The following is a 26882-nucleotide window of genomic DNA, read 5'->3' on the forward strand; positions in this document are numbered from 1 at the left end:
GCCTGCGCTCAGTCGCGCAGCACCAGCAGGCGCGGCTCGGTCATGTCCTCGATCGCGCAGCGCACGCCCTCGCGGCCCACTCCGGACTGCTTGATCCCGCCGTAGGGCATGTTGTCGACGCGGACGCTGGGCACGTCGCCGACCACCACGCCACCCACCTCCAGCCGATCCCAGGCCCGCATCGCATGGTCGATGCGCGCGGTGAACACGCCCGCCTGCAGGCCGAAGTCGCTGTCGTTGACCCGCGCGATGGCGTCATCGAAGTTGTCGAAGACGTCGATGCAGGCGATGGGCCCGAAGGCTTCCTTGCGCTGCAGGTCGGCATCGTGCGGGACGTCGCGCAGCAGCGATGCGCCCAGCAGGTTGCCGAGGCGCTTGCCGCGCACCAGTGCCTTCGCGCCGCCGCGGAGGGCGGCGTGGATCCAGCCGTCGATGCGCGTCGCCGCGGCTTCATCGATCACCGGGCCGATGAAGGTCGCCTCCTCGCGCGGATCGCCGGCCTTGAGCTTCTTCACCGCGGCGACGAGCTTCTTCACCAGTGCATCGTGGACATCGCGATGGACCAGGATGCGCTGCACGCTGATGCAGCTTTGGCCGCTCTGGTAGTAGGCGCCAAACACCAGTCGTTCGACCACTTCGTCGAGCCGCCGGCCGGGATCGGCATCGACGATGCAGGCGGCGTTGCCGCCCAGTTCCAGCGTCACTTTCTTGCGACCCGCGCGCGCCTTCATGTCCCAGCCCACCAGCCCGCCGGTGAAGCTGAGCAGGGCGATGCGCTCGTCCTCGACCAGTGCGGCGGCGTCCTCGTTGCTGCAGGGCAGGATCGAGAACGCACCTGCCGGCAGGTGCGTTTCCGCCAGCACCTCGCCGATGATCAGCGCGCCCAGCGGCGTTTTCGCTGCCGGTTTCAGCACGAACGGGCAGCCCGCGGCGATCGCCGGCGCCACCTTGTGGGCGACCAGGTTGAGCGGGAAGTTGAACGGGGTGATGAAGCTGCAGGCCCCGACCGGCACGCGCTTGGTCATCCCGCGATAGGCGCGTGTGCGCGGCGACAGTTGCAGTTCCAGCACCTCGCCGCCGATGCGGGTCGCTTCGCCGGCGGCGATGCGGAAGGTGTCGATCAGTCGCGTCACTTCGCCGCGGGCGTCGCGGATCGGTTTGCCGGCCTCGATGCAGAGGGCCAGCGCGAGTTCCTCGCCGCGTGCTTCGAAGCGCTTCACGCAATGTTCCAGGACGTCGCGGCGGGCGTCCGGCGGGAACGCGGCCATCGGTTCGCGCGCGGCATGGGCGGCGGCGATGGCCGCATCGATGGCGGTGGCATCGGCAAAGGCCACGCGGGCCACGCGCTCGCCGCTGAACTTGTCGAATACCTCCAGCGCCGTGTTGGCCTGCACGGGCTTGTTGGCGAGGTAATACGGCCAGCGCTTCTTCATGCGTCGGACTCCGTTGCTTCCACGCGCAGGCGCAGATGGCCGTCGTGCAGGCGTGCGCGCAGGGCATCACCACGCTGCGCATCGGCGATGCCGCGGACCACGCGGCCATCCTCGCGTTGCAGGATGCTGTAGCCGCGCGCGACCGTGGCCAGCGGGCTGATCGCATGCAGCGAACGCGCCAGCCCGCGCAGGCGCAACGCCTCGTGTTGCAGGTGGCGGGCGAGCAGGGATTGCGGGCGTCCGCGCAGCGCCTGCAGGCGCTCGCGCAGGCGTTCGATGCGGCGGCGTGGATGGCCAGCGCGCAGCACGGCATCCGCATGGCGCAGCCGTGCGCGTTCCTGCTCCAGCCGACGCTGCATCGCATTGGCCAGTCGCAGCCGGGCCTGCTCGCCGCGTCGTGCCAACGCATCCAGTCGTGCCTGCGGACGCAGCGCATGCAGGCGCAGGAAAGCGCGGTCGATGCGTTGTGCGCGCTGGCGCAGGGCATTGGCCTGCTGCGCGTGCAACTGGCGATGCAGGCCATGCAGATGCGCCAGCAGGTTGGCCCGGTCCGGCACCAGCAATTCCGCGGCGGCAGACGGCGTGGGCGCGCGCAGGTCGGCGGCGAAATCGGCCAGGGTGAAGTCGGTCTCGTGGCCGATCGCGGAGACCACCGGCACCGGGCTGGCGGCGATCGCGCGCACCAAGGCCTCGTCGTTGAACGCCCACAGGTCTTCCAGTGAACCGCCGCCGCGCGCCAGCACGATCACGTCGTAGCGCGCGCTGGCGATGGCCCTTTGCAGCATCGCGCGGATCTGCGCCGCCGCGGTGTCGCCCTGCACCGGCACCGGCAGCAGGTCGACCTCGACCAGCGGGAAGCGTCGGCGCAGGACGCTGACGATGTCGCGGATCACCGCGCCGCTCGCCGAGGTCAGCACCGCGAGCCGGCGCACATGCGCGGGCAGGGGGCGCTTGCGGGCGGCATCGAACAGGCCTTCCGACTGCAGTCGCGCCTTGAGTTCCTCGAATGCGCGACGCAGCGCGCCTTCGCCGGCTTCTTCCATCGAATCCAGGATCAGCTGGTAGTCGCCGCGCGCCTCGTACAGGGTCAGGCGACCGCGCGCGAGCACGCGCAGGCCCTCGCGCGGGGCGAAGTTCAGCCACTGGCTCTTGGGCTTGAACAGCGCGCAACGCACCTGCGCACGCGCGTCCTTGAGGGTGAAATACAGATGGCCGGAGCCGGGCCGCGACAGGTTGCCGATCTCGCCCTCCACCAGCACCAGCGGGAACGCGCCTTCCAGCAGGTCGCGGGCGAGGGTGTTCAGCTGGCTGGGAGTGAGGATGTGGCGGGGATCGTCCATGCGGCCATCGTAGCGGCAGGGATGTTCGATTGCCGTGGCGATGTCGCCGCGCGCGATTCAACCAGGGACGGGTTGCCAGTCGAACACGAGCGCGCCAGCGCGAACCATCCGCTGCAGGTGGTTTTCGACCACGCCCTCGAAGCGCTCCAGCGCGGGCGGGTCGATGGCGTCGATGCGGGCATGCAAGATATCGGCGTGGGCGTGCAGGCGCAGGACGACGTCGTCATCGAACGTCACCATGCCCTGCCGTTCATCGAACTGGACCGTGAATTTGTGGCCCCAGTGGGTACACAAGCGCTTGATCAGGCGGCTGGCTTCTGACGTGGGAATGATGCTGGTGGCGGCGGGCATGGCCGGCTCCTCGGGATCGAATCGGAGATCACAGTCTGGCGCCCGCTCGCCGTCGCCCAATCGCCGCACGCGCAACCGATTGTTCCGCGCCCACGAGGGTAAAATGCCGCCATGCCTGCACAGTCCCCGCTGATTCCGTCCTCCTGCCTGCCGGATACCGGCCGTTTCGGCCCCGAGTTGCGGCGCGACACCCGCCAGGTCGAGATCGGCGGGGTCAAGGTCGGCGGCAGCGCGCCGGTGGTGGTGCAGTCGATGACCAATACCGACACCGCCAATGTCGCCTCGACCACGAAACAGGTGGCCGAACTCTGGCGTGCCGGCTCCGAACTGGTGCGCATCACCGTCAACAATGCCGAGTCCGCGGCGGCGGTGCCGCGCATCGTCGACAAGCTGGCGATGATGGGGATCGCGGTCCCGCTGATCGGCGACTTCCACTACAACGGCCACACCTTGCTGGCCAACGAGCCGGCTTGTGCGGAAGCCCTCGCGAAGTACCGGATCAACCCGGGCAATGTCGGTTTCGGCAAGAAGCGCGACACCCAGTTCGCGCAGCTGATCGAGTTCGCGATCCAGTACGGCAAGCCGGTACGCATCGGCGCCAACTGGGGTTCGCTGGACCAGTCGCTGGCGGCCACGCTGATGGACGAGAACGCGCTGCGCGCCGAGCCGTGGGACGCCGGGCGGGTCATGCGCGAAGCCCTGATCCGCTCCGCACTGGATTCGGCGCATCGTGCGGTGGAGATCGGGCTGCCTGCCGAGCGCATCATCCTGAGTGCGAAGGTCAGCGGTGTGCAGGAGCTCGTTGCGGTGTATCGCGACCTGGCCCGGCGCAGCGATTTCGCCCTGCACCTGGGCCTGACCGAGGCCGGCATCGGCAGCAAGGGCATCGTCGCCTCCAGCGCGGCGCTGGGCGTGCTGCTGCAGGAAGGCATCGGCGACACCATCCGCATCTCGCTGACACCGGAGCCGGGTGCCTCGCGCACGCAGGAAGTGATCGTGGCGCAGGAGCTGCTGCAGACCATGGGCCTGCGCGCGTTCACGCCGATGGTCACCGCCTGCCCGGGCTGCGGCCGCACCACCTCGGAGTTCTTCCAGGAACTGGCCGGCGTGGTGCAGAACCACGTGCGCGCCAGGATGCCGGAGTGGAAGATCAGCCACCCGGGCGCGGAGAACATGACCCTGGCGGTGATGGGCTGTATCGTCAACGGGCCAGGCGAGTCGCGCCACGCCAACATCGGCATCTCGCTGCCCGGCACCGGTGAAGCGCCGGCGGCGCCGGTCTTCGTGGATGGCGAGAAGACCGTGACCCTGCGCGGCGACGACATCGCCCACGAATTCGTGGCGCTGATCGACGACTACGTCGACCGTCGCTACCGCGCAGGCCGGCCGGGCTGAAGCGCGACCGCGGCGAGGCAGCGCGCTAGACTCGACCGGACTCGCACGCGCCTTGGGGGGCGCCATGGACGGCAAGCGCACCAGCGTCCCGCTCTACCTGCACATCACCCTGCTGTCGTTCGGCCTGGTGCTGGCCACCGGGCTGGTCCTGCGCTGGTTCGGCGATGCCATTCCCGGGGTTGTCGAGTTCGGCTTGCTGCTGGGCGCGGTCGCCGTGGTGGCCGTGCTGGCCTCGCGCCGGATCGCCGCGCCGCTGGCGGCCTTGGCGAAGGAAGCCGAGGCGGTGCGCCACTTCGACTTCAGCGACCATCCGGTCATTCGTTCGCCGGTGCAGGAGATCGACCAGCTTGCCGGTGCCTTCGACCTGATGCGCGATGCGGTGCGCCGCTTCCTGCGGATCAACCGCCGCCTGGCCACCGAGGACGACCTGGAAGCCCTGCAGCCCTGGCTGCTCGACAAGATGGTCGACATCGCGGGTGCGCGTGCCGGGGTGCTGTACCTCGTCGATGCCGCCGACGATGCATTGCGCGCCACCGCGATGGACACCAGCGGTGGCCGCGCGAATGCGGTGCGCGACCTGCCACCGCTGGCACAGGACGCATTGCCGCGCTTGCTTGCCGATGCGCGGGCGACGATGCGACCGGTCAGTGGCCACCTCGCAGTCGACGACCTGCAAACACTCGGCCTGGAGCCCGCGTTCGCGGCGTACGGCACGCTGGCGTTGCCGTTGCAGGATCGTCGCGAACACTTGCTGGGCATGCTGCTGCTGTTCAAGGACGGCGAGATCGACGAAGCCAGCGCGAGTTTCATCGCCGCGCTGGCGGCAAGCGCGGCGACCTCGCTGGAGACACAGGAATTGCTGCGCGGGCAGAAAGCGTTGATGGAGGCAAGCATCCGCATGGTCGCCGGTGCCATCGACGCGCAGAGCCCTTACACCGGCGGGCATTGCGAACGCGTGCCGGAGCTGACCTTCATGCTCGCGCGCGCGGCCTGCGCGGCGGCAGACGGCCCGTATGCCGGCTTCGACCTCGATGCCGAGCAGTGGGAAGCGCTGCACATCGCGGCCTGGCTGCACGACTGCGGCAAGGTCACCACGCCCGAGTACGTGGTCGACAAGGCGACCAAACTGGAAACCGTCAACGACCGCATCCACGAGATTCGCACGCGTTTCGAGGTGCTCAAGCGCGATGCCGAGATCGCCTACTGGCGCGGCGTGGCGGAAGGCGGCGACGAACGCGTGCTGCGGGCGCGATGCGACGGGCTGCTTGCCACGCTGGACGAAGAATTCGCCTTCGTCGCCCAGTGCAACATCGGCGGCGAATTCCTCTCGCCGGACAAGCAGGCGCGCCTGCGCGAGATCGGCGCGCGGCGCTGGCAGCGCACCCTGGACGACCGCCTGGGCCTGTCCCGCGACGAACTGGCGCGCAAGCCAGCGCAGGCACCATCGCTGCCCGCGGAGGAAACCCTGCTGGCGGACAAGCCGGAACACCGCATCGCCCGGCCGGAAGCCGAACGCATTCCCGAAGACAACCGTTGGGGCTTCCGCATGGACGTGCCGGAGCTGCTCTACAACCGTGGCGAACTGCACAACCTCTCGATCAGCCGCGGCACGCTGACCGCGGAAGAGCGCTACAAGATCAACGAACACATGGTGCAGACCATCGTGATGCTCGGCGAGCTGCCGTTCCCGCGCCACCTGCGCGCGGTGCCGGAGATCGCCGGCGGCCACCACGAGAAGATGGACGGCACCGGGTACCCCAAACGACTCGATCGCAGCAAGTTGAGCCCGCTCGCGCGGATGATGGCGATCGCCGACATCTTCGAGGCGCTGACCGCGGCGGATCGCCCGTACAAGCCCGGCAAGACCCTGTCCGAGGCGCTGTCGATCATGGCGAAGATGCGCCAGGACCAGCACATCGATCCGGAACTGTTCGAGTTGTTCCTGCGCAGCGGCGTGCACCACGACTATGCGCAGCGCTTCATGCGTCCCGAGCAGGTCGATGCGGTGCGCATCGAGGACTACCTGTAGCGTGCTGCGTGAACCGACGTCCACGTCGCGGTGGCTATCATCCGCCGCTGCCATGACCGACGGATCGCCGCACGCATGACACCGCCCACCGAACCGCACCTGCCGCACTCGCCACGTGAGGCAGTCGATGCCGTGCGCGAAGATGCGCGCTTCGGCCTCGCGTTCCTGCGGCAACGCTGGCGGCGCTTGCTGCTGGCCTTCGCCGGCCTGCTGCTGCCGCTGTGGGCCTTCGGCGAACTGGCCGACGAAGTCCGCGAGGCCGAGGCCTTCCCGTTCGACGCGCCGATCCTGCACTTCGCGCAGGGCATTGCCCGCGACGGCTTCGACCGTGCGTTCCTGCTCTCCTCGAAACTCGGCTACGAATGGGGCGTGGTACCCGTCGACGTGGTCCTGGTGCTGGCCCTGGCCGCGATGCGCAAGCTGCGCGAAGGCCTGTTCGCCGGCATCGCGCTGATCGGCTCGGCGTCGCTGAACCTTGGCGCCAAGCAGTTGTTCGCGCGCGAACGTCCGTCGTTGTGGGAGTCGATCGCGCCCGAGAGCACCTTCAGCTTCCCCAGCGGCCACGCGATGGGGTCGATCACCCTGGCGATGGTGCTGGTCCTGCTGGCCTGGCACACCCGCTGGCGCTGGTGGATCACGCTGCCGATGGTCGCGTTCACGCTGATGGTCGGGCTGTCGCGGGTGTACCTCGGTGTCCACTTTCCGTCGGACATCCTCGCCGGCTGGGCGGTCGCCATCGCATGGACGGTGGGTGCGTACCTGCTGGTGTTCCCGCACGGCCAGCGGCCCTGGGAGGGGCGCTGAGGCTCAGCCTTCCACGCACACCCGGTTGCGGCCTTCGCTCTTGGCGCGATACAGCGCGGTGTCGGCGGCGGCCATCAGGGCAGGGCGGGTGTCGCGATCCGCGGCCAGCTCGGCGATGCCGATGCTCACGGTGATCCGCTGGGGTTCGCCGCCGGGTGCGAACGGGGCCGCGGCGACCGCTTCGCGCAGGCGTTCGGCGAACGCGCGCGCGGCCTCGGCATCGCATTCCGGCAGGAGCAGGGCGAATTCCTCGCCGCCGATGCGCGCGGCGAGGTCGTCACTGCGCGCATGGCGGCGCAGAAGGAGGGCGATCTGGCGCAGCACTTCGTCGCCGGAGATGTGGCCGTAGCGATCGTTGACCGGCTTGAACAGGTCCACGTCGACGATGCACAGCGACAGCGGCCGCGCATGCCGGATCGAGCGGGCGATCTCCTTGTCGGCCATCTCGATGAAATGCCGGCGGTTGTAGAGCTCGGTCAGCGCGTCGTGGGTGGCGAGCTGGTAGATCTCCTCGTGGTAGCTCGCCTCCACGCTGTCCTGGCTGATGAACTTGAGGATGCTTTCGCCCACCGTGACCTGGTCGCCGTCGGCCAGCACGGTATCGCTGGCGATGCGGACGTCGTTGACGCGGGTGGCATTGGTCGCGCCGAGGTCGCGGATGCGGTAACCGTTGCCCTCGCGCCAGACCCGGCAGTGCTCGCGGGACACGCTCTTGTGGGCGATGACCAGGTCGGCTTCCTGCGAGCGGCCGACCAATACAGCGGCGTCATTGATGTCGGCGCGCCGCCCCAGTCCCTCGCCATGGATCACCACCACGCAAGCCGAGCGCGGCGCGGACCGCAAGGGGCCGTGGCTCAGCACGGTGCGCTGGGTGGTGTCCTGGAGCTCGGTATCCGGTTCCATCCCGTCGGCTGGGGGCGTCAACAGTCGCCTGCAGTGTAGCGCCTGCACGAGCGCGGGCGCCGCGTTCGCTAGAATCAAACCGAAGGGGGGGGGCATGGCACAGGGTCCGCACGACGATCCGGAACGCACCGAACTGCTGGCGACGCGTTCGCCCGCGGGTGGTGCGACGCCAGGGGAAGCCGCGGCATTGCCCGCAGGCGCCCGGCTCGGTCGCTACCGCATCGAAGGCATGCTCGGCCGCGGCGGCATGGGCGAGGTCTATCGCGCCGAACAACTGGAGCCGGTGCGGCGCACCGTCGCGCTCAAGCTGCTGCGCGCGCAGAAACTCGATGCCCGGCACCTGGCCTATTTCGAGGTCGAGCGCCAGTTGCTGGCGCAGATGCGCCATCCGGCGATCGCCCAGGTGTTCGATGCAGACACCACGGCGGATGGGCATCCGTTCTTCGCGATGGAGTTCATCGCCGGCAGCCCGATCACCGCGTATTGCGATGCGCATGCGATGCCGACCGACGCACGCATCGCGTTGTTCATCCGCGTCTGCGAAGGCGTCCAGCACGCCCACCAGAAGGGCGTGATCCATCGCGATCTGAAGCCGGGCAACCTGCTGGTGGACGAGGTCGATGGGCGCGCGCTGCCGAAGATCATCGACTTCGGCATCGCCACGGCGAGCACGCTGACCGAGGGCCGCGAGGTCGCCGGCACCCCCGACTACATGAGCCCCGAACAAGCGGGAGGTGACCAGGCCCTGGTGGATACCCGCAGCGACGTGTACGCACTGGGGGTGGTGCTGAGCGAGTTGCTCACGGGACGGCGCCCGCTGGCCGCGGGCGAGACTGTCACCGACCACGACCGCGCGCTGCGGCTGCCGTCGGCGCAGTTGTCGACTTTGTCGCCGGGCGATGCCGAGCGGCTGGCGAAGGCGCACGGCGAACCGGTGTCGCGCATGCGCCGGGTCCTGCAAACCGAGCTGGACTGGGTGGTGGCGAAGGCGATGCGCCACGACCGCAACGAACGTTATGCCTCCGCGGCGGCACTGGCCGACGACCTGCAGCGCTTCCTCGACGCGCGTCCGCTGCAGGCGGTGCCGCCCTCGCGCGGGTATGCCATGCGCAAGTTCGCGCAACGCCATCGCACCGGCATCGCGGCTGCGGCGCTGATCGCCCTGGCACTGATCGGCGGCCTGGCGCTGTCGGTCTACGGGCTGCTGCAGGCGCGCGCGCAACGCGCCATCGCCGAGCAACGCAGCGTGGAGTTGGAGAAGGTGGCCGCCTTCCAGCAATCGATGCTGCAGGGCATCGACATCGAGGCCATGGGCATCGGCCTGGCCGATGGCCTGCGCAGTCAGCTGGCGTCCGCCGATGTCGCCGACCTTGAGGCGCTGGAACGCGCACTCGGACAAACCAGCACCGCCGACATCGCCCGCGGCCTGATCGACCGCGACATCCTGGTCAACGCCGAGCGCGCGATCGACCGCGACTTCGCCCGCGAGCCGGCGCTGGCCGCCGACCTGCGCGAATCCGTGGCGCGGGTGCGCGTCGCGCTGGGCTTGCCGCAGGACGCGGCGCGCGGTTTCGCGCAGGTCGCCGACTACCGTGCCGGCGCGCTGGGCCGCGCCGCGCCGGAAACCCTGCGCGCGCGCCAGGCGCAGGTGAGCGCGATGCTGGAAGCGGGCGAGGCCAAGCCCGCGCTGGCGCTGGTCCAGGCAACGCTGGCGGACGCGTCCGCGTTGCTTCCCGGCGATGCGCTGCGGATCAAGTTGCGTCTTCACGAGGCGGAGGCCGTGGCCTCGCTCGGCGATCGACCGAAGGGGCGGGCGTTGCTGGAGGCGGTGCGTGCCGACAGCCTGGAACTGCGCGGCGAGCGCGACCCGACCACGATGGAAGTGACCAACAGCCTGGCGATCCTCACCGGCCGGATGGGCGAGGCGAAGGAAGGGCGCGCGCTGATGGAGCGGCTGGTGCCGTTGCGGACCCAGGTGCAGGGTCCGAGCCATGCAGACACCCTTGCCTCGCTGCACAACCTGGCGGTGATGCGGATCATGACCGGCGACAAGGACGGCGCGGTCGCCCTGCAGCAGGGACTGGTGCAGACGCAGACCCGCCGACTCGGCGCCGAGCATCCGCAGACGCTGGGCGAACGCGGCAACCTGGCCAACATGCTCAACGACAGCGGCAAGACCGCCGAGGCGCTGCCGATCGCCGAGGCGGTGGTCGAGGCGCGCACCCGCGTGCTCGGCGCGGAAGACGCGCAGACCCTGCGCTCCAAGCTCAACCTGTCGACGATCTACGCGCGGCTGAAGCGCTTCGACGATTCGATTGCGCTGCAGGAGCAAGTCGCCGAAGCACGCACGCGCCGGCTCGGCCCGGAGCACCCGGATACGTTGTTCATCCAGCTCAATCGGGCGGCGACGCTGTACCAGGCCGGGCAGGCGAAGGCGGCGCTGGCGCAACTCGACCGCTGGTTGCCGGTCGCGCGCGAAAAACTCGGCGACAAGCATCCGCAGGTACAGATGGGCTTCGATATCCGCGCGCAGTCGGCCGATGAACTCGGCGATCGCGCGCTGGCGATGGCTTCGTGGCGCACCCTGCTGCAGATCCGCGAAGACGCGCTCGGCGCGGACGATGCACGCACCGTCGATGCGGCCTGGCAACTCGAAGGCATGCTGCGCTTCGGCGGCGATCGCGACGGAGCCGATGCCCTGCGCGCGCGCTACATCGCGCCGCTGCTGGAGGCGAAGGAAGACAGCCTCAGCGAAGAGCAGGCGGCCAAGCGCAAGGACATCATCGAGACCGAGCGCGAGGAAGCCCTCGCTGCGCGTACTGCGGCGAAGTAAGGCGTCACTCGCCGGGAACCGCGGCCTCGCTGGGCGCCTGCGATGCCGCCTTGCGCGCCAGCACGGCTTCGCGATGGGCGATGTAGAACGTCGCCGACAGGATGATCGCGGCACCGAGGATCGTCGTCGCATCCACCCGTTCGGCGAACAGCAGCCAGCCGGCCAGGGTGACGATAGGCAACTGCACGAAGCTGATCGGCGTCAGCGCCGAGACTTCGCCCAACTTGAGCGCGCGCGTCCACAGCAACTGGCCGATGGTGCCCAGCACGCCGCACAGCACCAGCCATAGCCAGGTGATGCCTTGCGGCGGATGCCAGACGAATAGCGCAGGCAGCAGCGACATCGGCACCCACAGCACGTAGGTCCAGAACACGATGGTGTCGGCCTTGTCGACCCGCGACAACTGCTTGATCTGGATCGCCACCAGCGCGTTCATCATCGCCGCGGCCACGGCGACCAGGCTGCCGGTGGTGAACGCATGCGACCACGGCCGCACGATTACCAGCACGCCGGCGAAACCGGCCGCCACCGCGAGCCAGCGACGCAGGCGCACGTCTTCACCCAGCCACAGGGCCGCGGCGATGGTGATGAAGATCGGCGACGAATACGCCAGCGAGATCGCCTGCGCCAGCGGCAGGTGGCCGATCGCCCAGAACCCGCAGTACATGCTGACGATGCCGATGCCGCAGCGGACGAAATACCGCGGCAACTGATTGGTGCGCACATTCGCGGCGAACTGCGCCAGCGGACGCGGGCTGCGCAACACCGGCAACGCGAGCATCGGCAGCAGGGCGACGAAGCCGAAGGCGTTGCGGAAGAACGCCACTTCCCAGGTCGGCTCGGTCTGCGAGGCCAGGCGGATGCACAGCGCCATCAGCCCGAACGCGACCGTGCTGGCCAGCATCAGCAAGGCGGCCCGGACGTGGGTGCTCATGCTGTTCCTTCTCCCTGCGGGAGAAGGTGGCGCGCAGCGCCGGATGAGGGTGCGGATGTGCAACGACGCCGAGGAGCGAGGTCGCTTCGCCGAACCCTCACCCCCAACCCCTCTCCCAGCGGGAGAGGGGAGCTTGGGGTCTGGCACTTCACCACGTCGCGCCGATGATGCGAGGCTCCGGTTCGATGGCGATGCCGAAGCGATCCTGCACCGATGTGGCGATCCTGCGTGCCAGGTCGAGCAATTCCAGGCCGGTCGCGTGGCCGTGGTTGACCAGCACCAGCGCATGCTCGGCGGAGACGCCGGCATCGCCGTCGCGATGGCCCTTCCAGCCACACTGGTCGATCAGCCAGGCCGCGGACAGCTTGCGGGTGTCGTCGCTGCTGCCGCGGAACAGCGGCATTGCCGGATGCGCGGCTTGCAGTGTTTCCGCAGTCGCTGCAGGGACGATCGGATTCTTGAAGAAGCTGCCGGCATTGCCGAGCAGTGCCGGATCCGGCAGCTTGCGCTGGCGGACGCGGATGACCGCTTCGGCGACCTGCGAGGCGCGCGGCGTGCCGTCGATGCCCATCGCCGCCAGTTCCTCGCGGATGCCGGCGTAGTCCAGGCGCAGGTCGGGCGTGCGCAACAGCGCGAACTCGACGGCGGTGACGACGTAACGATCGGGATCGTGCTTGAACAGGCTGTCGCGGTAGGCGAATGCGCACTCGGCGGCATCGATGCGTACCACGCGGCCATCGTGGCGATCGTACGCGTGCACCGCGCGGATGCGGTCGCGCACTTCCACGCCATAGGCGCCGATGTTCTGGATCGGCGCGGCGCCGACCGTGCCGGGGATCAGGGCGAGGTTTTCCAGCCCGCACAGGCCATGGCCGAGCGTCCACAGCACGAAGTCGTGCCAGCCCACACCGGCATCGGCGCGGACGATCGCGGCATCGTCCTGGTTGTCGATGATGTCGATGCGTTGCGAGGACAGTGCCAGCACCGCACCGGGCGCATCGCCGGCGAACAGCAGGTTGCTGCCGCCGCCGAGCACCAGCACCGGGCCATCGCGGAGCATCGCGTAGCCGAACAGTTCCGCCAGTGCGGATGTGTCGGACACTTCGACCAGCATCGGTGCGCGCGCCGCCACGCCGAAGGTATTGCGCGCGTCGAGGCGCGCGTTTTCGACGATGCGATAGCCGGCGGTCATGCCAGTGGCAGGGGCGTGCTGCTCGGCGCTTCCTTGCGCCGGCGCAGCGCGTCCACGCATTCGCCGACCAGCGCCGGACCGCGATAGACCAGCCCGGTATAGACCTGCACCAGCAGGGCGCCCGCGGCCTGCTTGGTCGCGGCATCGGCGCCATGCAGGATGCCGCCCACGCCGACCAGCGGGATCGACTCCGGCAGGCGCGTGCGCAACATCCGCAACACCGCGGTGGACTTGCCCATCAGCGGCGCGCCGGACAGGCCGCCCACTTCATCGGCGAAGCGCGCGCCTTCCACGCCATCGCGGGCGATGGTGGTGTTGGTGGCGATGACGCCATCCACGGCGAGGTCGCCGAGCACGCGGCCCGCGGCATCGATGTCGCTCTCGGACAGGTCCGGCGCGATCTTCACCAGCATCGGCACGCGCTTGCCATGCTGGCCGGCGAGCTTTTCCTGTTCGTCGCGCAGCGCGCTGACCAAGCGCCGCAGCGCCTGTTCTTCCTGCAGTTCGCGCAGGCCGGCGGTGTTCGGCGAGGAGATGTTGACCGTCACGTAGTCGGCCAGCGCATAGACCCTGCGCAGGCAGTGCAGGTAATCGTCTTCCGCCGACTCGTTCGGCGTGTCCTTGTTCTTGCCGATGTTGATGCCGAGCAGGCCGCCGATCCGGCGCGCGCGCTCGACGTTGCGCACCAGCGCGTCCACGCCCTCGTTGTTGAAGCCGAGGCGGTTGATCACCGCTTCCTGTTGCGGCAGGCGGAACATGCGCGGCTTCGGGTTGCCGGGCTGCGGGCGCGGGGTGACCGTGCCCACTTCGACGAAGCCGAAGCCCAGGGCGAGCAGGGCATCGATGTGCGCGCCGTTCTTGTCCAGGCCCGCGGCCAGGCCAACCGGATTCGGGAAGGTCAGCCCGAACGCCTTGGTCGGCAGCGGCTTCGGCGCCTTTGCGATCAGCGGGTTCAGGCCGCTGCGGTACGCGGCCTCCAGCGACGCCAGCCCGAGGTGGTGCGCGCGCTCGGCATCGAAGGCGAACAGGAACGGGCGGCTGAGTGCGTACAAGGTGTCAGTTGGCGCTTGCGGCGAACGCGAGGAAGGTGGCCAGGCCACCGAAGAACAGCACCACGGCGATCACCGCCAGCACCGCCATCGCAATGGCGAGGTAACCCAGCACCAGTCCGGCGACCGCAAGGCCGTCGCCCTCCAGGCGGTCCGGCGCCAGCCGGATTTCCTTGCGCGCCATGTGTCCGCAGATCACCGCGGCGATGCTGCCGAAGAAGGGCACCACCGTCCAGCCGAGGATGCCGGCGACGAGGCTGATGATGGCGAGCGTGCTGGTCTGGCGGGGCATGGCATTCATTGCGCGTCCTCAGAGGTCGAACTTGATGCCCTGGGCCAGCGGCAGGGAGTCGGAGTAGTTGATCGTATTGGTCTGCCGGCGCATATAGGCCTTCCAGGCATCGCTGCCGGACTCGCGGCCGCCGCCGGTTTCCTTCTCGCCGCCGAACGCGCCGCCGATCTCCGCGCCGCTGGTGCCGATGTTGACGTTGGCGATGCCGCAATCGGAACCGCTGGCGGCCAGGAACGCCTCGGCGCGCTTGAGGTTGGTGGTGAAGATCGACGAACTCAGGCCCTGCGGCACCGCGTTCTGCATGTCGATGGCCTCGTCCAGCTCGCGGTACTTCATCACGTACAGGATCGGCGCGAAGGTCTCGTGCTGGACGATCTCGGCCTCGTTGGTCAGGCCGGTGACGATGGCGGGCAGCACGAAGTTGCCGGGGCGGTCGATCGCTTCGCCGCCGGTCTCGACGGTGCCGCCCGCGGCCTTGGCCTTGGCGATGGAATCCAGGTAGGCGTCCACGCCGTCCTTGCTGTTGAGCGGGCCCATCAGGTTGGCCGGATCGGTCGGGTCGCCGATCTTCTTCTCGACCTGCTTGTACGCGGCGATCAGCCTGGCCAGCACGTCGTCGTAAATGGATTCATGGACGATCAGGCGGCGGGTGGTGGTGCAGCGCTGGCCGGCGGTGCCGACCGCGCCGAACGCGATCGCCGGGATCGCCAGCTTCAGGTCGGCGGTTTCGTCGACGATGATCGCGTTGTTGCCACCCAGTTCCAGCAGCGAACGGCCCATGCGGCGCGCGCAGCGCTCGCCCACCGCGCGGCCGACCTTGGTCGAACCGGTGAAGCTGATCAGCGGGATGCGCTTGTCGTCGACGAACTCCGACGCGAGCTCGGTGCCGGCATCGTTGAACAGGAAGAAGATGTCGGGGAAACCGGCCTTCGCCAGCGCCTCGTTGCAGATCTTCATGCTGGCGATGGCCGACAGCGGGGTCTTCGGCGACGGCTTCCAGATGCTGATGTCGCCGCAGATCGCCGCGACGAACGCATTCCACGCCCACACCGCGACCGGGAAATTGAACGCGCTGATGATCCCGACGATGCCGATCGGGTGCCACTGCTCGTACATGCGGTGGCCGGGACGTTCGCTGTGCATGGTCAGGCCGTACAGCTGGCGCGACAGGCCGACCGAGAACTCGCCGATGTCGATCATTTCCTGCACTTCGCCGTCGCCTTCCGGCTTCGACTTGCCCATCTCCAGCGCGACCAGCGAACCCAGCGCGTCCTTGTGCACGCGCAATGCGTCGGCGCACAGGCGGATCGCCTCGCCGCGGCGCGGGGCCGGGGTGGTGCGCCAGACCTTGAACGCGGCCTGGGCGCGTTCGACGATCAGGTCGTAGTCCGCCTGCGAAGACGCATGCACGCGGCCGAGCACGTCGCCGGTGGTCGGGTTGACCGGTTCCAGCACGCCGGCGTCGCTGGTCTTCGACCATTCGCCATGGCCAAGGTAGGTGCCGGATTCGACGGCCTGCAGGCCGAGCGCGGTGAGGACGGGGTGGGACATGGCAGGACTCCAGACAATGGTGGCCGGTGCGCGAGGCGCACGGAACGGCACGGTTGCGACGTGGTGACCCCGGCGCGATTCGAACGCACGACCTGTCCCTTAGGAGGGGACCGCTCTATCCAGCTGAGCTACGGGGCCAAAGCGTGACGATTATCGCAGCCGGTCGGCGTTTCGGCCAATGCGACGGCCACATTGGCGATTCGACCTGCCGATCTTTGCGGAATGCCCGGACCGCCTCAGCCATGCCTGAGCAGATCGCGCAGGGCCTCGCCATCGTCCGCCAAGGGTTGCGCGTTGCTGGGTCGATCCAGCATCGCTGCCAATGCCGGGGGCAGGGGGATGTCCTGGTCGATCAAGGGCTCGACCACCTCCGGGAACTTGGCCGGATGCGCGGTCGACACCGCCGCCCAGTCGCCGCTCGCGCCGGCTTCACGCCTGCGTTGCAGGACGTGGACGGCACAGGCGGTATGCGGGCAGAGTGCCTCGCCATGCCGCTGCCAGGCATCGACGATGGTGGCGCGGATGGTCGCGTCGTCTACCGCGTCTGCCGAGAGCAACCCGCGCAGTTGTTCGGCATCGGGATACAGCCATTGCAGGCGCTCGAAGTTGTTCGGCGCGCCCACGTCCATCGCATTGGCGAGGGTGGCGATGCTGGGGCCGGGCGCGTATTCGCCACCGGCGAAGAAATCCGGCAACACCGCATTGGCATTGCTGGCCAGCACGATCTGGCCGATCGGCAGGCCGATCCGGCGTGCCAGCACGCAAGCCAGCGCATTGCCCAGGTTGCCGGTGGGCACGACGAAGTTGAGCGCCCGGCCCGTCGCGCGCCAGTGTGCGAGCGATGCATGCGCGTAATAGACCATCTGCGGCAGCAGTCGGCCCAGGCTGATGCTGTTGGCCGAACCCAGCGGCACCTGCGCGCGGAACGCGGCATCCGACAGCGCGGACTTCACCAGCCGCTGGCAGTCGTCGAAGCTGCCGTCCACCCGGAACGCGCGCACGTTGTCGCCGAAGCAGCTCAACTGGTGCGCTTGCCGCGGCGAGACGCGACCATCCGGATACAGGATGGCGACGCGGAAGCCCGGTTTGCGATGGAAGGCGGCACCGACCGCGGCGCCGGTGTCGCCGGAGGTCGCGACGACGATCGTCAACGGCACCTCGCCCTGCGGCAACGCACCCAGGCAGCCGGCCAGGAAGGCCGCGCCGTAGTCCTTGAATGCCGCCGTTGGGCCGTGGAACAGCTCCAGCACGAAGTCGCCGCCGGCACCGAAGCGGCGCAGCGGCGGCGTCACCGCGAAGGCCTCGTCGCAGATCGCGTCCAGTCGCTCGCCGATCGGGTCATCGGCGAAGAACGGGGCCAGCAGTCGCTTGCCGACATCAGCCAGGGTCTCGTCGCCAGCGAAATCGGCGGGCGAAAACGCAGGCCATTGTTCCGGCATGTACAGGCCGCCGTCGGGCGCGAGGCCGGCCGCGATGGCCTGGCTGATCGCCACCGGCGGCGCGATGCCGCGCGTGCTCAGCGCCTTCATGCCAGCACCCCCGCGGCGGGGCCGGCAACCGGGCTGACATGCACGTCGCTTTCGAAACCGGCCGATGCGAATGCCGCGGCCATCGCTGCGCCAGACGCCCGTGCGGTCGCCTCGTCTTCGCACCAGGCGAACACGCTCGGGCCTGCACCGGAAATGCTGGCGCCCATCGCGCCTGCGCGCAGTGCCGCCTGCTTCACAGCGGCGAAGCCTGCGATCAGCGGTGCGCGGCGTGGCTCCACGAGCAGGTCGTCGAGTCCTGCGCGAACCAGTGTCGCGTCGCCGCGTTCGCAGCCCAGCAGCACCTGCGCCAGTTGCGCGCTCTGCGCGACGAATTCCTTCAGCGCATACGCCCCCTGCAAGGCCTCGCGGGCGCGGCGGGTTTCCAACACCGCATGCGGATGCACGACCACCGCATGCCATGCAGCGGGGACTTCGATCTTCGTCAATCGATCAGCCGTGGCCAGCACCAGCCCGCCGAGCAGCATCGGTCCGACGTTGTCGCCATGCCGGCCGCCGCTGGCGATGGCTTCGCCGGCCATGGCGTGCGGGTACAGCGCGTGCGCATCCAGCGGCGCGTCGAGCAGCGCGTTGGCGGCCACCAGGGCGGCCACGCAGGACGCCGCCGAGCCGCCCAGCCCGGAGCCGAGCGGGATGCCCTTGTCGAGTTCGATCTCGAAGCCGAACGGCAGCGCCAGCGCTTCGCGCAACGAAAGCAACGCGCCGCCGGCGGTGTTGCGCTCGGCCTCCAGCGGCAGGTCGGTGACCGCGCCGCGGATCGCCTTGATCCGCACCGTCGGTTCGTCGATGCGGCGCACGGTGGCGACATCGCCGATGCCGGCGATGCTGTGGCCGAGGATGTCGAAGCCGACCCCCACATTGCCTACGGATCCGGGCGAAAACGCCCTCGCTTCCATGCGTGCGCTCACAGGCGCGCTCCCAGTGCAGCGGCCAGCCGGAGCAGGTCGGAGAACACGCCGGCAGCGGTCACTTCCGGCCCGGCGCCGGGGCCTTGCACGACCAGCGGATTATCGCGGTAGCGGCGGGTAGTGAATTGCACGCAGTTGTCCGTCAGGCGCAGGTGGGCGAAGGCATGGTCGGCGGGCAGTTCCTGCAGCGCAACCGACGCGTGGCCATCACGCTGCAACCGCGCGACATAACGCAGCACGCAGCCCTTCGCGCGGGCGGCGTCCAGCGCGGCCTGCATCGGCGCATCCAGCGATGCCAGGCCGGCCATGAAGGCGTCGCGGTCGGCATCGCGCAGCGCGGTCGGCACCAGGCTCTCGACGTCGACATCGTCCAGCGACAGCGACACGCCCGCTTCGCGGCCGAGGATCACCAGCTTGCGCGCCACGTCCATGCCCGAGAGATCGTCGCGCGGGTCGGGCTCGGTGTAGCCCAGCGCATGCGCCTCGCGCACCAGGTCGGAGAACGGCGTGCTGCCGTCGAACTTGTTGAACAGCCAGGCCAGGGTGCCGGAGAGGATGCCGTCCACCGCGACCAGCTCGTCGCCCGTGTCCAGCAGGTCGCGCAGGGTCGAGATCACCGGCAGGCCGGCACCGACGGTAGCTTCGTAGCGGAAGCGTGCGCCGGACTGCGCGCGCGCCTCGCGGATCGCGGCATAGCGTGGCAATGGGCCGGCGCCGGCGTGCTTGTTCGGGGTGATGACGTGGATGCCGGCCGCCAGCCACGCCGGATACTGCGCGGCAACACTGTCGCTGGCGCTGCAGTCGATGACGACCGCATGCGGAAGGTGGCTGTCCAGCAGGTGGGTGGTGATCGCGTCGAGGTCGGCGGGTTGCGGTTCGTCCTCGATGCGCAGGCGCCAGTCGGCAGGATCGCCGTGGTCGCACAGCCACATCCGCCGGCTGGTCGCCAATGCGCGCAGGCGCAGGTCGACATTGGCTTCGCTGCGCAGGCGCGGCAGTGCCGCCTGCAACTGGTCGAGCAGGGCGGCGCCGACCTTGCCCGGCCCGATCACCGCCAGCGCCAGCGTCTGCGGCGACAGCCAGAATGCGGCGTGCGCGGCGCGCAATCCGCGGGTGGCATCTTCGGCGGCGATCGCGACCGAGATGTTGCGTTCGGACGCACCCTGGGCGATCGCGCGGATGTTGACCCGCGCACGCGCCAGTGCGGCGAACAGTTGCGCGGCCACGCCGGGCTTGCCGGCCATGCCGTCGCCGACCGCGGCCAGCACGCTGATCCCGGGCACGACCTGCACGCCTTGCACTTGGCCACCGTCGAGCTCACGGGAGAACGCATCGAGCAGGGCGCGACGCGCGGCTTCGGCATCGCGCTCGCGCACGACCGAGCAGATCGAATGCTCGGACGAGCCCTGCGAGATCATCACCACCGAAATCCGCGCGGCATGCAACGCGGCGAACACGCGCTCCGCCGTGCCCGGCACGCCGATCAGGCCTGCGCCTTCCAGGCTGACCAGGGCGAGGCCGGGATCCAGCGTGAGGCCCTTGACCGGGCCGCCGTGGCCGCCATCGCCATCGGCATCGATGCGGGTGCCGGGGAATTCGGGCTTGAAGGTATTGCGCATCAGGATTGGCAGGCCGCGCGCGATCGCCGGGGTCATCGTCTGCGGGTGGATCACCTTCGCGCCGAAGTAGGCCAGCTCGCAGGCCTCGCGGTAGCTCATCGACCCCAGCGAGACCGCTTCCGGCACCAGCCGTGGGTCCGCAGAGAGCACGCCGTCGACATCCGACCAGATGTGCAGCTCGGCGGCATCGAACAGGGCGGCGAAGATCGCGCCGGAAAAATCGCTGCCGTTGCGGCCGAGCACGGTCGGCAGGCCGTCCTCGCCGCTGGCGACGAAGCCGGTGGCGACCACGCGCGCCTGCGGGTTGGCGACGCGCCATGCTTCCAACCGGCGCGCACTTTCGTCCCAATCGACTACCGCGCCCAACTCTGCATGGCGGACCAGCAGCACGTCGCGCGCATCAAGAAAGGCGTAGTCTGCGCCGCGTGCACGCAGGTGCGCCTGCAGCAGCATGGCCGACAGCACTTCGCCCATGCCCTGGATGCGGTCCAGCGCCGCGCGCCCCGGCTGGCGCAGCAGCGACACCGCGCGCAGCAGGTCGGCGATGTCGCCGAAGCGCGCGTCGATCCATGCATGCAGCGCGATCGGCGCATCCAGCAGGGCACTGGCGGCGTCCGCGTGCTGGGTGCGCAGGGAAGACCACGCGGATTGCCAGTCTTCGCCGGCCGCGGCCGCATTGGTCATCGCGATCAGCGCATTGGTGGTGCCCTGCATCGCCGAGACCACGACGACCTGACGCGATTCCTCCGCGCCGAGCATCAGCGACGCGACATGGCGGATGCGGCCGGCGTCGGCCAGCGAACTGCCGCCGAACTTGTGCGCGCGACACGACGGGGATTGCGGAACCTGCGACGAAACCATGGAACCTCCGGTGGAGGCCCGCCGCGTGCAGGGGAGGGGATCGTCGCCCCCGCCTCTGTCGCTGCGGGGCCGTGATTGGATGGGGTTATCCAGACATGACCGACCGCACCAGCGCAATGCCGGTGGTAGTGGTCGTAATCGTGGTCATGCGGCGGGACATGGGGCTGGACTCTGCTGCAGCGCAGCGGAGCGTGTCAAGCGGTGGTTGCGGGTGGAACCGGTTCGTCCTTGCCATCGTCGCGCGACGCGACCAATGCGGTCGCGGTCATGTCGGCGGTCACGTTGCCGACCGTGGCCATCACGTCCGGGATCGCGTCCACCGCCATCAGCACCGGCAGCGGCGCGATCGGAAGGCCCATCGCCGAGGTGACCGGCAGGTTGGTGGCCAGGAAGATCGCCTGTCCTGGCAGGCCGACCGAGCCCATGCTGACCAGCACCGCCAGCGCCACGCCGGTGGCCAGTTGCGCGAAGGTGAGGTCGATGCCGAGCGCCCACGCGATGAAGCAGGCGGTGGCGATGTACTGGATCGGCGAGGTGATGCGGAACAGCGAGACCGCCATCGGCAGCACCAGTCCGGCGATGCGCGCGGGAAAGCCGAGCCGGGTCTGCGCGCTGTCGAGCATGGCCGGCAAGGTGGCCAGCGAGGACTGCGTGCTCGCCGCGACCGCCATGACGGGCGTGATACCGGACAGGAAGTGCGCCGGATTCTGCTTGCCGAACACCACCGCGATCGTCACCAGCAGCACCACGGCGAGCGCGTACAGCGCGCACTCCAGCAGGATGTAGATGCCCAGCGCCTGCAGCATGCCGAGTCCGGCGCGCGCGCACAGCGCCAGCACCAGCGCGAAGATGCCGAGCGGCGCGACCCACAGCACCCAGTGCACGATCACGATCATCGCATCGCTGACCGCCTGGAAGAATCCGACGACCTGGGTGCGGCGTGCGGGCTCGATGCGGGTCAGCGCGAAGCCGAAGAACAGGGCGAAGGTCACCAGTGGCAGCATCGCCCCCGCCGCGGCGGCGGCCACGGCGTTGCTCGGCACGATCGAGGTCAGCGCACTGGCCCAGCCGCCTGTCGTAGCGGGCAGTTCTGCGTGGCTTGCACCAAGCGCTGCAGCCACGGCCGGATCCGGTGCGACCATCGACAACGCCAGCGGCGCGAGCAGGGCAGCCATCGCGCCAGCAGCGGTGAGCAGCACGATGAAGATGAGGATAGATCGACGCGCGACGCGCCCGGACTGGGCGGCATCGCTGGCCTGGTTCACGCCGACGATCACCAGCGCCAGTACCAGCGGCACCACGGTCATCTGCAATGCGTTGAGCCACAGCTTGCCGAACGGCTCGACGACATCGGCGACCTGCAGCGCCAACGGCGCGTCCAGCCAGGCCAGCAGGATGCCGACGACGATGCCTGCCGCGAGGCCGCTCAGGACGCGCTTGGTCTGGCTCATCGCACGATCTCCGGCAGGTTCCACTCATGTTTCAGTGCGGCGTACTGCGCCTTCGGCAGGAGCACGAACACCGGCTTGCGGCTGCGGTCGAGCCAGGCCAGCAACGGCTGCATGGTCTCCGGCGCCATCGCCGTGCAACCGGCGGTCGCCTGGCCGGGCGATCCCCAAAGGTGGGCGAAGATGCAACTGCCGCCGCGCGGCGTGGCCCCGTCGACGTTGTGCTGGATCACGAAGCCCTGGCGATAGCGCTGGTCGCCCTTGGCATGCAGGTCCAGGCGCATCGGCTCGCTGGATTTGTCGAGGCCGGGTGCCTTGGCCACGCTGCGGTCGACGATCCGGTTGTACATCGGCGATTCCGGCACGTCGATGCACCAGTCGTTGAACCCCATGCCCTTGTAGTCCAGGCCCGTGGTCGCGTCCGTGGCATAGCCGAAGGCCGTGCCGATCGCGAACACGCCGGCAGGTGCCTTGCCATCGCCTTCGCGCTTGACCGGGCCATCGCTGCGCGCGGCATTCAGGCCGATGCCCCAGGCCGTGCCGGTGCGGCCCACGCTGATCGGCGCCGCCTCGCCGACTTCGCGCCAGTCGTCGCCGTCGCGTTCGAAGCGGCGCAGTGTGCCGGTGGTCGCATCCCAGTCCGCGGTGGTGACCAGCACTAGCTGGCCGGCGTCGGACCATGCCCTCGATGTCGCCGCGGTCTGCGGCGCATGCGCGCACGCGGCGAGCATCGTGGTCAGGAGCAGGGCAGCGATACGGCGGATCGGCATGCGGGTTGTTTCCGGGAGAGGCTGCAGGATCGTAAGGGAAAAGGGGTCAGAGTGAAGTTTCCCGTGCCGCGTATGCGAATGCTCGAAATCAATCGGCGGGAAATTCACTCTGACCCCTTTTCGCGGATCCGCTCCAGGTTCGCCTGCAGGCGCGCGCGCCGCTTCGGATCGGATTCGCACAGCACCGCGAACACGCGGTCGAGCAGGTGCTGCAGCGCGGAGTGGTAGAGCAGCGGGGCGATGTGCGGGCGCTCATCGTGCGCGGACACCAGTAGCGGCACGTCGGCATGCGCGCGCAGCGGGTTGGAACTGTGGCGGGTGACGGTGATGACGCGGGCGTGCTGCTCGCGCGCATAACGGCACAACTGGTAAAGCGCCGGCTGCATGCCCTGTTCGGAGAACACCAGCAGCACGTCGCCGGGGTTCGTCGCGGAGAGGCTGGTGCTCATGTGCGCGGGATCGAAGTTGTGCACGGTGAGGATGCCGAGCAGCGACAGCCGCAGCGCCAGGGTGCGCGCGTGGATGTCGTCGTCGCCGAGGCCGATGATGAAGACCTTGCCGGCGGCCGCGATGGACTCAGCGGCGGCCTCGACCGCATCCGGTGGATTGATCAGGCGGGTGGCTTCCTCGGCCTCGGTCTTGCGCAGCCACAGGTCGGCGCCGATGGTCTCCGCGTGGGCGTCGCCGTTCGCCGCCGAGGGCGCGCCGCCATTGCCGTTGTCGGCGCGCACCACCGCTTCGCTGATCGACAGCTTGAGGTCGGGGTAGCCCTTGAAGCCCAGTTTCTGGCAGAACTTGACCACGCTGGACTGGCTGATCCCCAGCGCATTCGCCAACTGCTGCGAGGAGTAGTCGCGCAGCAGTTGCGCGTTGTCCAGCACGAAGTCGGCGATGCGGCGCTCGATCGCCGACATGCGGTCGCGCTCGGAACGGATCTTCACCAGCGCCGACATCGCGCGTGCCTCAGGCGAGCGGTTCGTCGACGGGGATGAGTCCCTCGATCGCGCGGATGCCCAGGCCGGGCGCGTCGGTAACGCTGATCTCCGATTCGTTGAAGATCACGCCGCTGCCGACCGGATCGAAGCGGCACAGCGAAGGCCCATCGAGGTCGACCTTGCTGATCACGTCGGACTTCGCCACTGCGAGGTGCACCGCCGCGGCCACGCCGATGCTGGATTCCAGCATGCAGCCGATCATGCAGTCCACGCCGTACAGGCCGCAGATGTCGGCGATCTTCACCGCGTTGGAGATGCCGCCGGTCTTCATCAGCTTGATGTTGACGATGTCGGCCGCGCGCATGCGGATCAGTTCGATGACTTCCATCGGCCCGAACACGCTTTCGTCGGCCATCACCGGCGTGTGCACGCGCTCGGTGACGTAGCGCAGGCCCTCCAGGTCATGCGCCCTGACCGGTTGCTCGACCAACTCGAGCTTCACCCCGGCATTTTCCAGCGTCTGCAGCGCATACACCGCCTGCTTGGCGGTCCAGCCCTGGTTGGCATCGAGCCGCAGCAGGGCGCGGCCCTCGACCGCGGCGTGGATCGCCTTGGTGCGTTCGATGTCCAGGCCGATGTCCTTGCCCACTTTGATCTTCAGCGATTCGAAGCCGCGATCCACCGCGGCCAGCGAGTCCGCCACCATCTTGTCGATGTAGTCGACGGAGATGGTGATGTCGGTGGTGATCGCCGGTTCGCCACCGCCCAGCAACTGGTAGAGCGGGGCGCCATACAACTGGCCCCATAGGTCATGGACCGCGATCTCCACCGCCGCCTTGGCGCTGGTGTTCTTCTCCATCGAGGCCTGCACCGCATGGGTGATGCGGTTGAGGTTGGCGATCTCCTGCCCGACCAGCCGCGGCGCGATGTAATGGCGGATCGCGTGCATGATCGAGCCGTGGGTGTCGCCGGTGATCACCGCCGTTGCCGGCGCGCTGCCGTAGCCGACGTGGCCGGTGTCCGTGTGGATCATCACCACCACGTCCTCGACCTGCTCGACGGTGCGCAGGGCGGTCTTGAACGCGGTCTTCAGCGGCACGCGCAGCATGCCGAAGCGGATTTCGGTGATTTTCATTTGTCGCGCGTCATCCTGACGATGTTGGTGATGCGGTCGATGTAGTCGTGGTCCTTGCCGAAGCGCAGCGGGACCAGCGGGGTCAGCGAGACGCCATTGAGTTGCATGGACTGCAGTGTGCCATCCGGGCCGAGGAAACTGCCGCCGTTGGTGTCGTGGATCACCCATGGCATGCCGTCGATGCGGCCGGCGAACATCATCACGTGGCCGGGGATATAGATCAGGTCGCCGACGTCCAGCGCGTCGACCGCGGCCATGCGCGCGGCGCGGGTGGCATCGGCCTCGAAGTGGATGCGGTCGAAGGCCGGGCTGACCGACTGGTCGCTGGTGTTGCGCGGCAACTCCACGCCCATGCTGCGGTAGACCTCGGACACGAAACCGCTGCAGTCGCGGCCGTTGTACGAGTGGCCCCAACCGTAGCGCTCGCCGAGGAACTTGAAGGCCTGGCGGATCAGGTTGGCGCGGGTCAGCGGCAGGTAGTCCGCCGAGGTGTCCGCATTGCGCTGGAGCAGGGCAGGGGCGAAGCCGAGCCGGCCGTCGCCGTCGCGCACCGGCAGGTCGAGGATCCACGATGCGTACGGATGCTGGCCGTTCACCGGCTTGTCCTGTGGCACGTTCGCGAGCGGGATGCGCACGCCCATGTCCAGTTGCAGCTCGGACAGGCGGGGCTGCTCGCGGGTGAACACCGTGCGTGGCTTGGCGCCGGTGACGATGCGGTGCGGCGTGCGCGTGGCGTAGCCCAGCACCGCGGTGCGATCGCCTTCCGCAATGGCATCGGCCGCGACCCACGCGGCATAGCGCGCGCTCACGACGAACAGCCACTTCGCATCGGTGCTGGCATGCACGATCGCCACCGGGTCGCCCGGGAACAACGCGCTTTCCTGGAAACGGTCGATGTCGGTTTCGCCCTGGCGATTGAACACGCGCAGGTCGGTCGGGAACGCACGCAGGGCCGCGCGCTGCACGACCATGCCGAAGCGGGTGGGTTGGCTGGCCGGGATCGCCTCCATCGCGCGGCTGGCGATGATCGCGTCGAGCGTCGCCTTCGGGACCGGCTTGCCGGCGTCGTCCCACAGCGGTTTCGACGGGGCCGATGCGAGATCGTCGATCCATCCGGCGACCCGCCTGCGATCCAGGGTGGCCGGCAATGCCGACAGGTCGTGCATCGAATCGTCGACCTGCAGCAGGCGCGCGTTGCGGGCCTGGATCGCGGCGGGCGTCATCAGCACCTGGTCCGCTGCCTGCGTGCGTGCAATCCAGAACTCGGGCGCGAAGTACGCGTCCTGCATGCCGATGACGCCGCTGGGCGGGATCGGCAACGGCGTGGCTGGACTGCCGCGATCCAGCCCGAGCGCCGGTGCACAGGCCAGCGCCAGGGCGAAGGTCAGGGCGCGCCATGCAACTGGTCGCATCGGGTGTTGCAGGCGTTCACGCATCGCATTCCCTCCTTGCGGATCCCGGCCGGATGCGCGCCGACAGAGTGTGACGGCGATGTGGCGAGGAATAGGTAATTCCAAAACTTATACGTGAAGAATAAATTATTGACCAGCCCC

The 26882-nt window shown here is 68.9% G+C and carries 21 protein-coding genes and 1 tRNA gene; 4 read left to right on the forward strand and 18 right to left on the reverse strand.

What is annotated here, in order from left to right:
- Positions 1-8: 8 nt before the first annotated feature.
- From ACE3T8_RS09620 to ACE3T8_RS09630, 3 genes are read right to left on the reverse strand one after another with little or no spacing between them, the layout of a single operon-like run.
- Positions 9-1433, reverse strand: coding sequence for an aldehyde dehydrogenase family protein (locus ACE3T8_RS09620; protein WP_374608846.1), 1425 nt, complete (start codon positions 1431-1433; stop codon positions 9-11).
- Positions 1430-2773 (reverse strand): exodeoxyribonuclease VII large subunit, encoded by a 1344-nt coding sequence (gene xseA, locus ACE3T8_RS09625; protein WP_374608848.1) that lies wholly within the window; start codon positions 2771-2773, stop codon positions 1430-1432. The genes ACE3T8_RS09620 and xseA overlap by 4 nt, the downstream gene beginning before the upstream one ends.
- A gap of 57 nt (positions 2774-2830) precedes the next feature.
- Positions 2831-3124, reverse strand: coding sequence for a DUF2218 domain-containing protein (locus tag ACE3T8_RS09630; protein WP_374608850.1), 294 nt, complete (start codon positions 3122-3124; stop codon positions 2831-2833).
- A gap of 111 nt (positions 3125-3235) precedes the next feature.
- On the opposite strand from ACE3T8_RS09630, the gene ispG reads away from it, so the two are divergent.
- The 3 genes from ispG to ACE3T8_RS09645 all read left to right on the forward strand — a co-directional run bounded on the left by ispG (position 3236) and on the right by ACE3T8_RS09645 (position 7352).
- Complete coding sequence (gene ispG / locus ACE3T8_RS09635) at positions 3236-4519, forward strand: flavodoxin-dependent (E)-4-hydroxy-3-methylbut-2-enyl-diphosphate synthase (protein WP_374608853.1); 1284 nt, start codon at positions 3236-3238, stop codon at positions 4517-4519.
- 64 nt (positions 4520-4583) lie between these two features.
- Complete coding sequence (locus ACE3T8_RS09640) at positions 4584-6548, forward strand: HD-GYP domain-containing protein (RefSeq protein ID WP_374608855.1); 1965 nt, start codon at positions 4584-4586, stop codon at positions 6546-6548.
- A 99-nt stretch (positions 6549-6647) separates the two neighbouring features.
- On the forward strand, positions 6648-7352 hold the full coding sequence (locus tag ACE3T8_RS09645) for a phosphatase PAP2 family protein (protein ID WP_374608964.1): 705 nt from the start codon (positions 6648-6650) through the stop codon (positions 7350-7352).
- Positions 7353-7355: 3 nt separating this feature from the next.
- Here ACE3T8_RS09645 and ACE3T8_RS09650 read toward each other — a convergent pair whose 3' ends face one another.
- Positions 7356-8255, reverse strand: a complete 900-nt coding sequence (locus ACE3T8_RS09650) for a GGDEF domain-containing protein (RefSeq protein WP_374608857.1) — start codon at positions 8253-8255, stop codon at positions 7356-7358.
- Between the two features lie 94 nt (positions 8256-8349).
- Here ACE3T8_RS09650 and ACE3T8_RS09655 point away from each other — a divergent pair, with 94 nt between their 5' ends.
- Entirely contained in the window at positions 8350-11088 is a 2739-nt protein-coding gene (locus tag ACE3T8_RS09655; protein WP_374608859.1) for a tetratricopeptide repeat protein, read from the forward strand.
- Between the two features lie 4 nt (positions 11089-11092).
- On the opposite strand, the gene ACE3T8_RS09660 is transcribed toward ACE3T8_RS09655, so the two are convergent.
- The 14 genes from ACE3T8_RS09660 to ACE3T8_RS09725 all read right to left on the reverse strand — a co-directional run bounded on the left by ACE3T8_RS09660 (position 11093) and on the right by ACE3T8_RS09725 (position 26765).
- On the reverse strand, positions 11093-12022 hold the full coding sequence (locus ACE3T8_RS09660; protein WP_374608861.1) for a DMT family transporter: 930 nt from the start codon (positions 12020-12022) through the stop codon (positions 11093-11095).
- A 148-nt stretch (positions 12023-12170) separates the two neighbouring features.
- Positions 12171-13214, reverse strand: a complete 1044-nt coding sequence (murB, locus tag ACE3T8_RS09665) for a UDP-N-acetylmuramate dehydrogenase (protein WP_374608863.1) — start codon at positions 13212-13214, stop codon at positions 12171-12173.
- A complete protein-coding gene (locus ACE3T8_RS09670; protein ID WP_374608865.1) occupies positions 13211-14266 on the reverse strand; it encodes a quinone-dependent dihydroorotate dehydrogenase in 1056 nt (351 codons plus the stop codon). The genes murB and ACE3T8_RS09670 overlap by 4 nt, the downstream gene beginning before the upstream one ends.
- Before the next feature lie 4 nt (positions 14267-14270).
- Positions 14271-14564 carry a DUF4190 domain-containing protein gene (locus tag ACE3T8_RS09675; RefSeq protein WP_374608867.1) on the reverse strand — a complete coding sequence of 98 codons (294 nt, stop codon included), beginning with the start codon at positions 14562-14564 and terminating at the stop codon, positions 14271-14273.
- Positions 14565-14573: 9 nt separating this feature from the next.
- Positions 14574-16106: an aldehyde dehydrogenase family protein gene (locus ACE3T8_RS09680; protein ID WP_374608869.1), complete on the reverse strand. Its 1533-nt coding sequence runs from the start codon at positions 16104-16106 to the stop codon at positions 14574-14576.
- A gap of 61 nt (positions 16107-16167) precedes the next feature.
- A tRNA-Arg gene (locus tag ACE3T8_RS09685) sits at positions 16168-16244 on the reverse strand.
- Between the two features lie 98 nt (positions 16245-16342).
- A complete protein-coding gene (thrC, locus tag ACE3T8_RS09690) occupies positions 16343-17635 on the reverse strand; it encodes a threonine synthase (protein WP_374608871.1) in 1293 nt (430 codons plus the stop codon).
- A complete protein-coding gene (locus ACE3T8_RS09695) occupies positions 17632-18549 on the reverse strand; it encodes a homoserine kinase (protein WP_374608966.1) in 918 nt (305 codons plus the stop codon). The genes thrC and ACE3T8_RS09695 overlap by 4 nt, the downstream gene beginning before the upstream one ends.
- 8 nt (positions 18550-18557) lie before the next feature.
- The gene (gene thrA, locus ACE3T8_RS09700) at positions 18558-21041 is read right to left on the reverse strand and encodes a bifunctional aspartate kinase/homoserine dehydrogenase I (protein ID WP_374608873.1); all 2484 of its coding nucleotides are present in this window, start codon (positions 21039-21041) and stop codon (positions 18558-18560) included.
- 194 nt (positions 21042-21235) lie between these two features.
- Entirely contained in the window at positions 21236-22492 is a 1257-nt protein-coding gene (locus tag ACE3T8_RS09705) for a dicarboxylate/amino acid:cation symporter (RefSeq protein ID WP_374608875.1), read from the reverse strand.
- A complete protein-coding gene (locus ACE3T8_RS09710) occupies positions 22489-23259 on the reverse strand; it encodes a L,D-transpeptidase (protein WP_374608877.1) in 771 nt (256 codons plus the stop codon). Before ACE3T8_RS09710 ends, ACE3T8_RS09705 begins: the two co-directional genes overlap by 4 nt.
- Before the next feature lie 104 nt (positions 23260-23363).
- The gene (locus tag ACE3T8_RS09715; RefSeq protein ID WP_374608879.1) at positions 23364-24212 is read right to left on the reverse strand and encodes a MurR/RpiR family transcriptional regulator; all 849 of its coding nucleotides are present in this window, start codon (positions 24210-24212) and stop codon (positions 23364-23366) included.
- 10 nt (positions 24213-24222) lie between these two features.
- Positions 24223-25329 carry a dipeptide epimerase gene (locus tag ACE3T8_RS09720; protein ID WP_374608881.1) on the reverse strand — a complete coding sequence of 369 codons (1107 nt, stop codon included), beginning with the start codon at positions 25327-25329 and terminating at the stop codon, positions 24223-24225.
- A complete protein-coding gene (locus ACE3T8_RS09725) occupies positions 25326-26765 on the reverse strand; it encodes an SH3 domain-containing protein (RefSeq protein ID WP_374608883.1) in 1440 nt (479 codons plus the stop codon). The genes ACE3T8_RS09720 and ACE3T8_RS09725 overlap by 4 nt, the downstream gene beginning before the upstream one ends.
- Positions 26766-26882 lie beyond the last annotated feature (117 nt).

This window comes from Thermomonas sp., from assembly GCF_041919455.1.
In the GTDB taxonomy this organism is placed as follows: Bacteria; Pseudomonadota; Gammaproteobacteria; order Xanthomonadales; family Xanthomonadaceae; genus Thermomonas.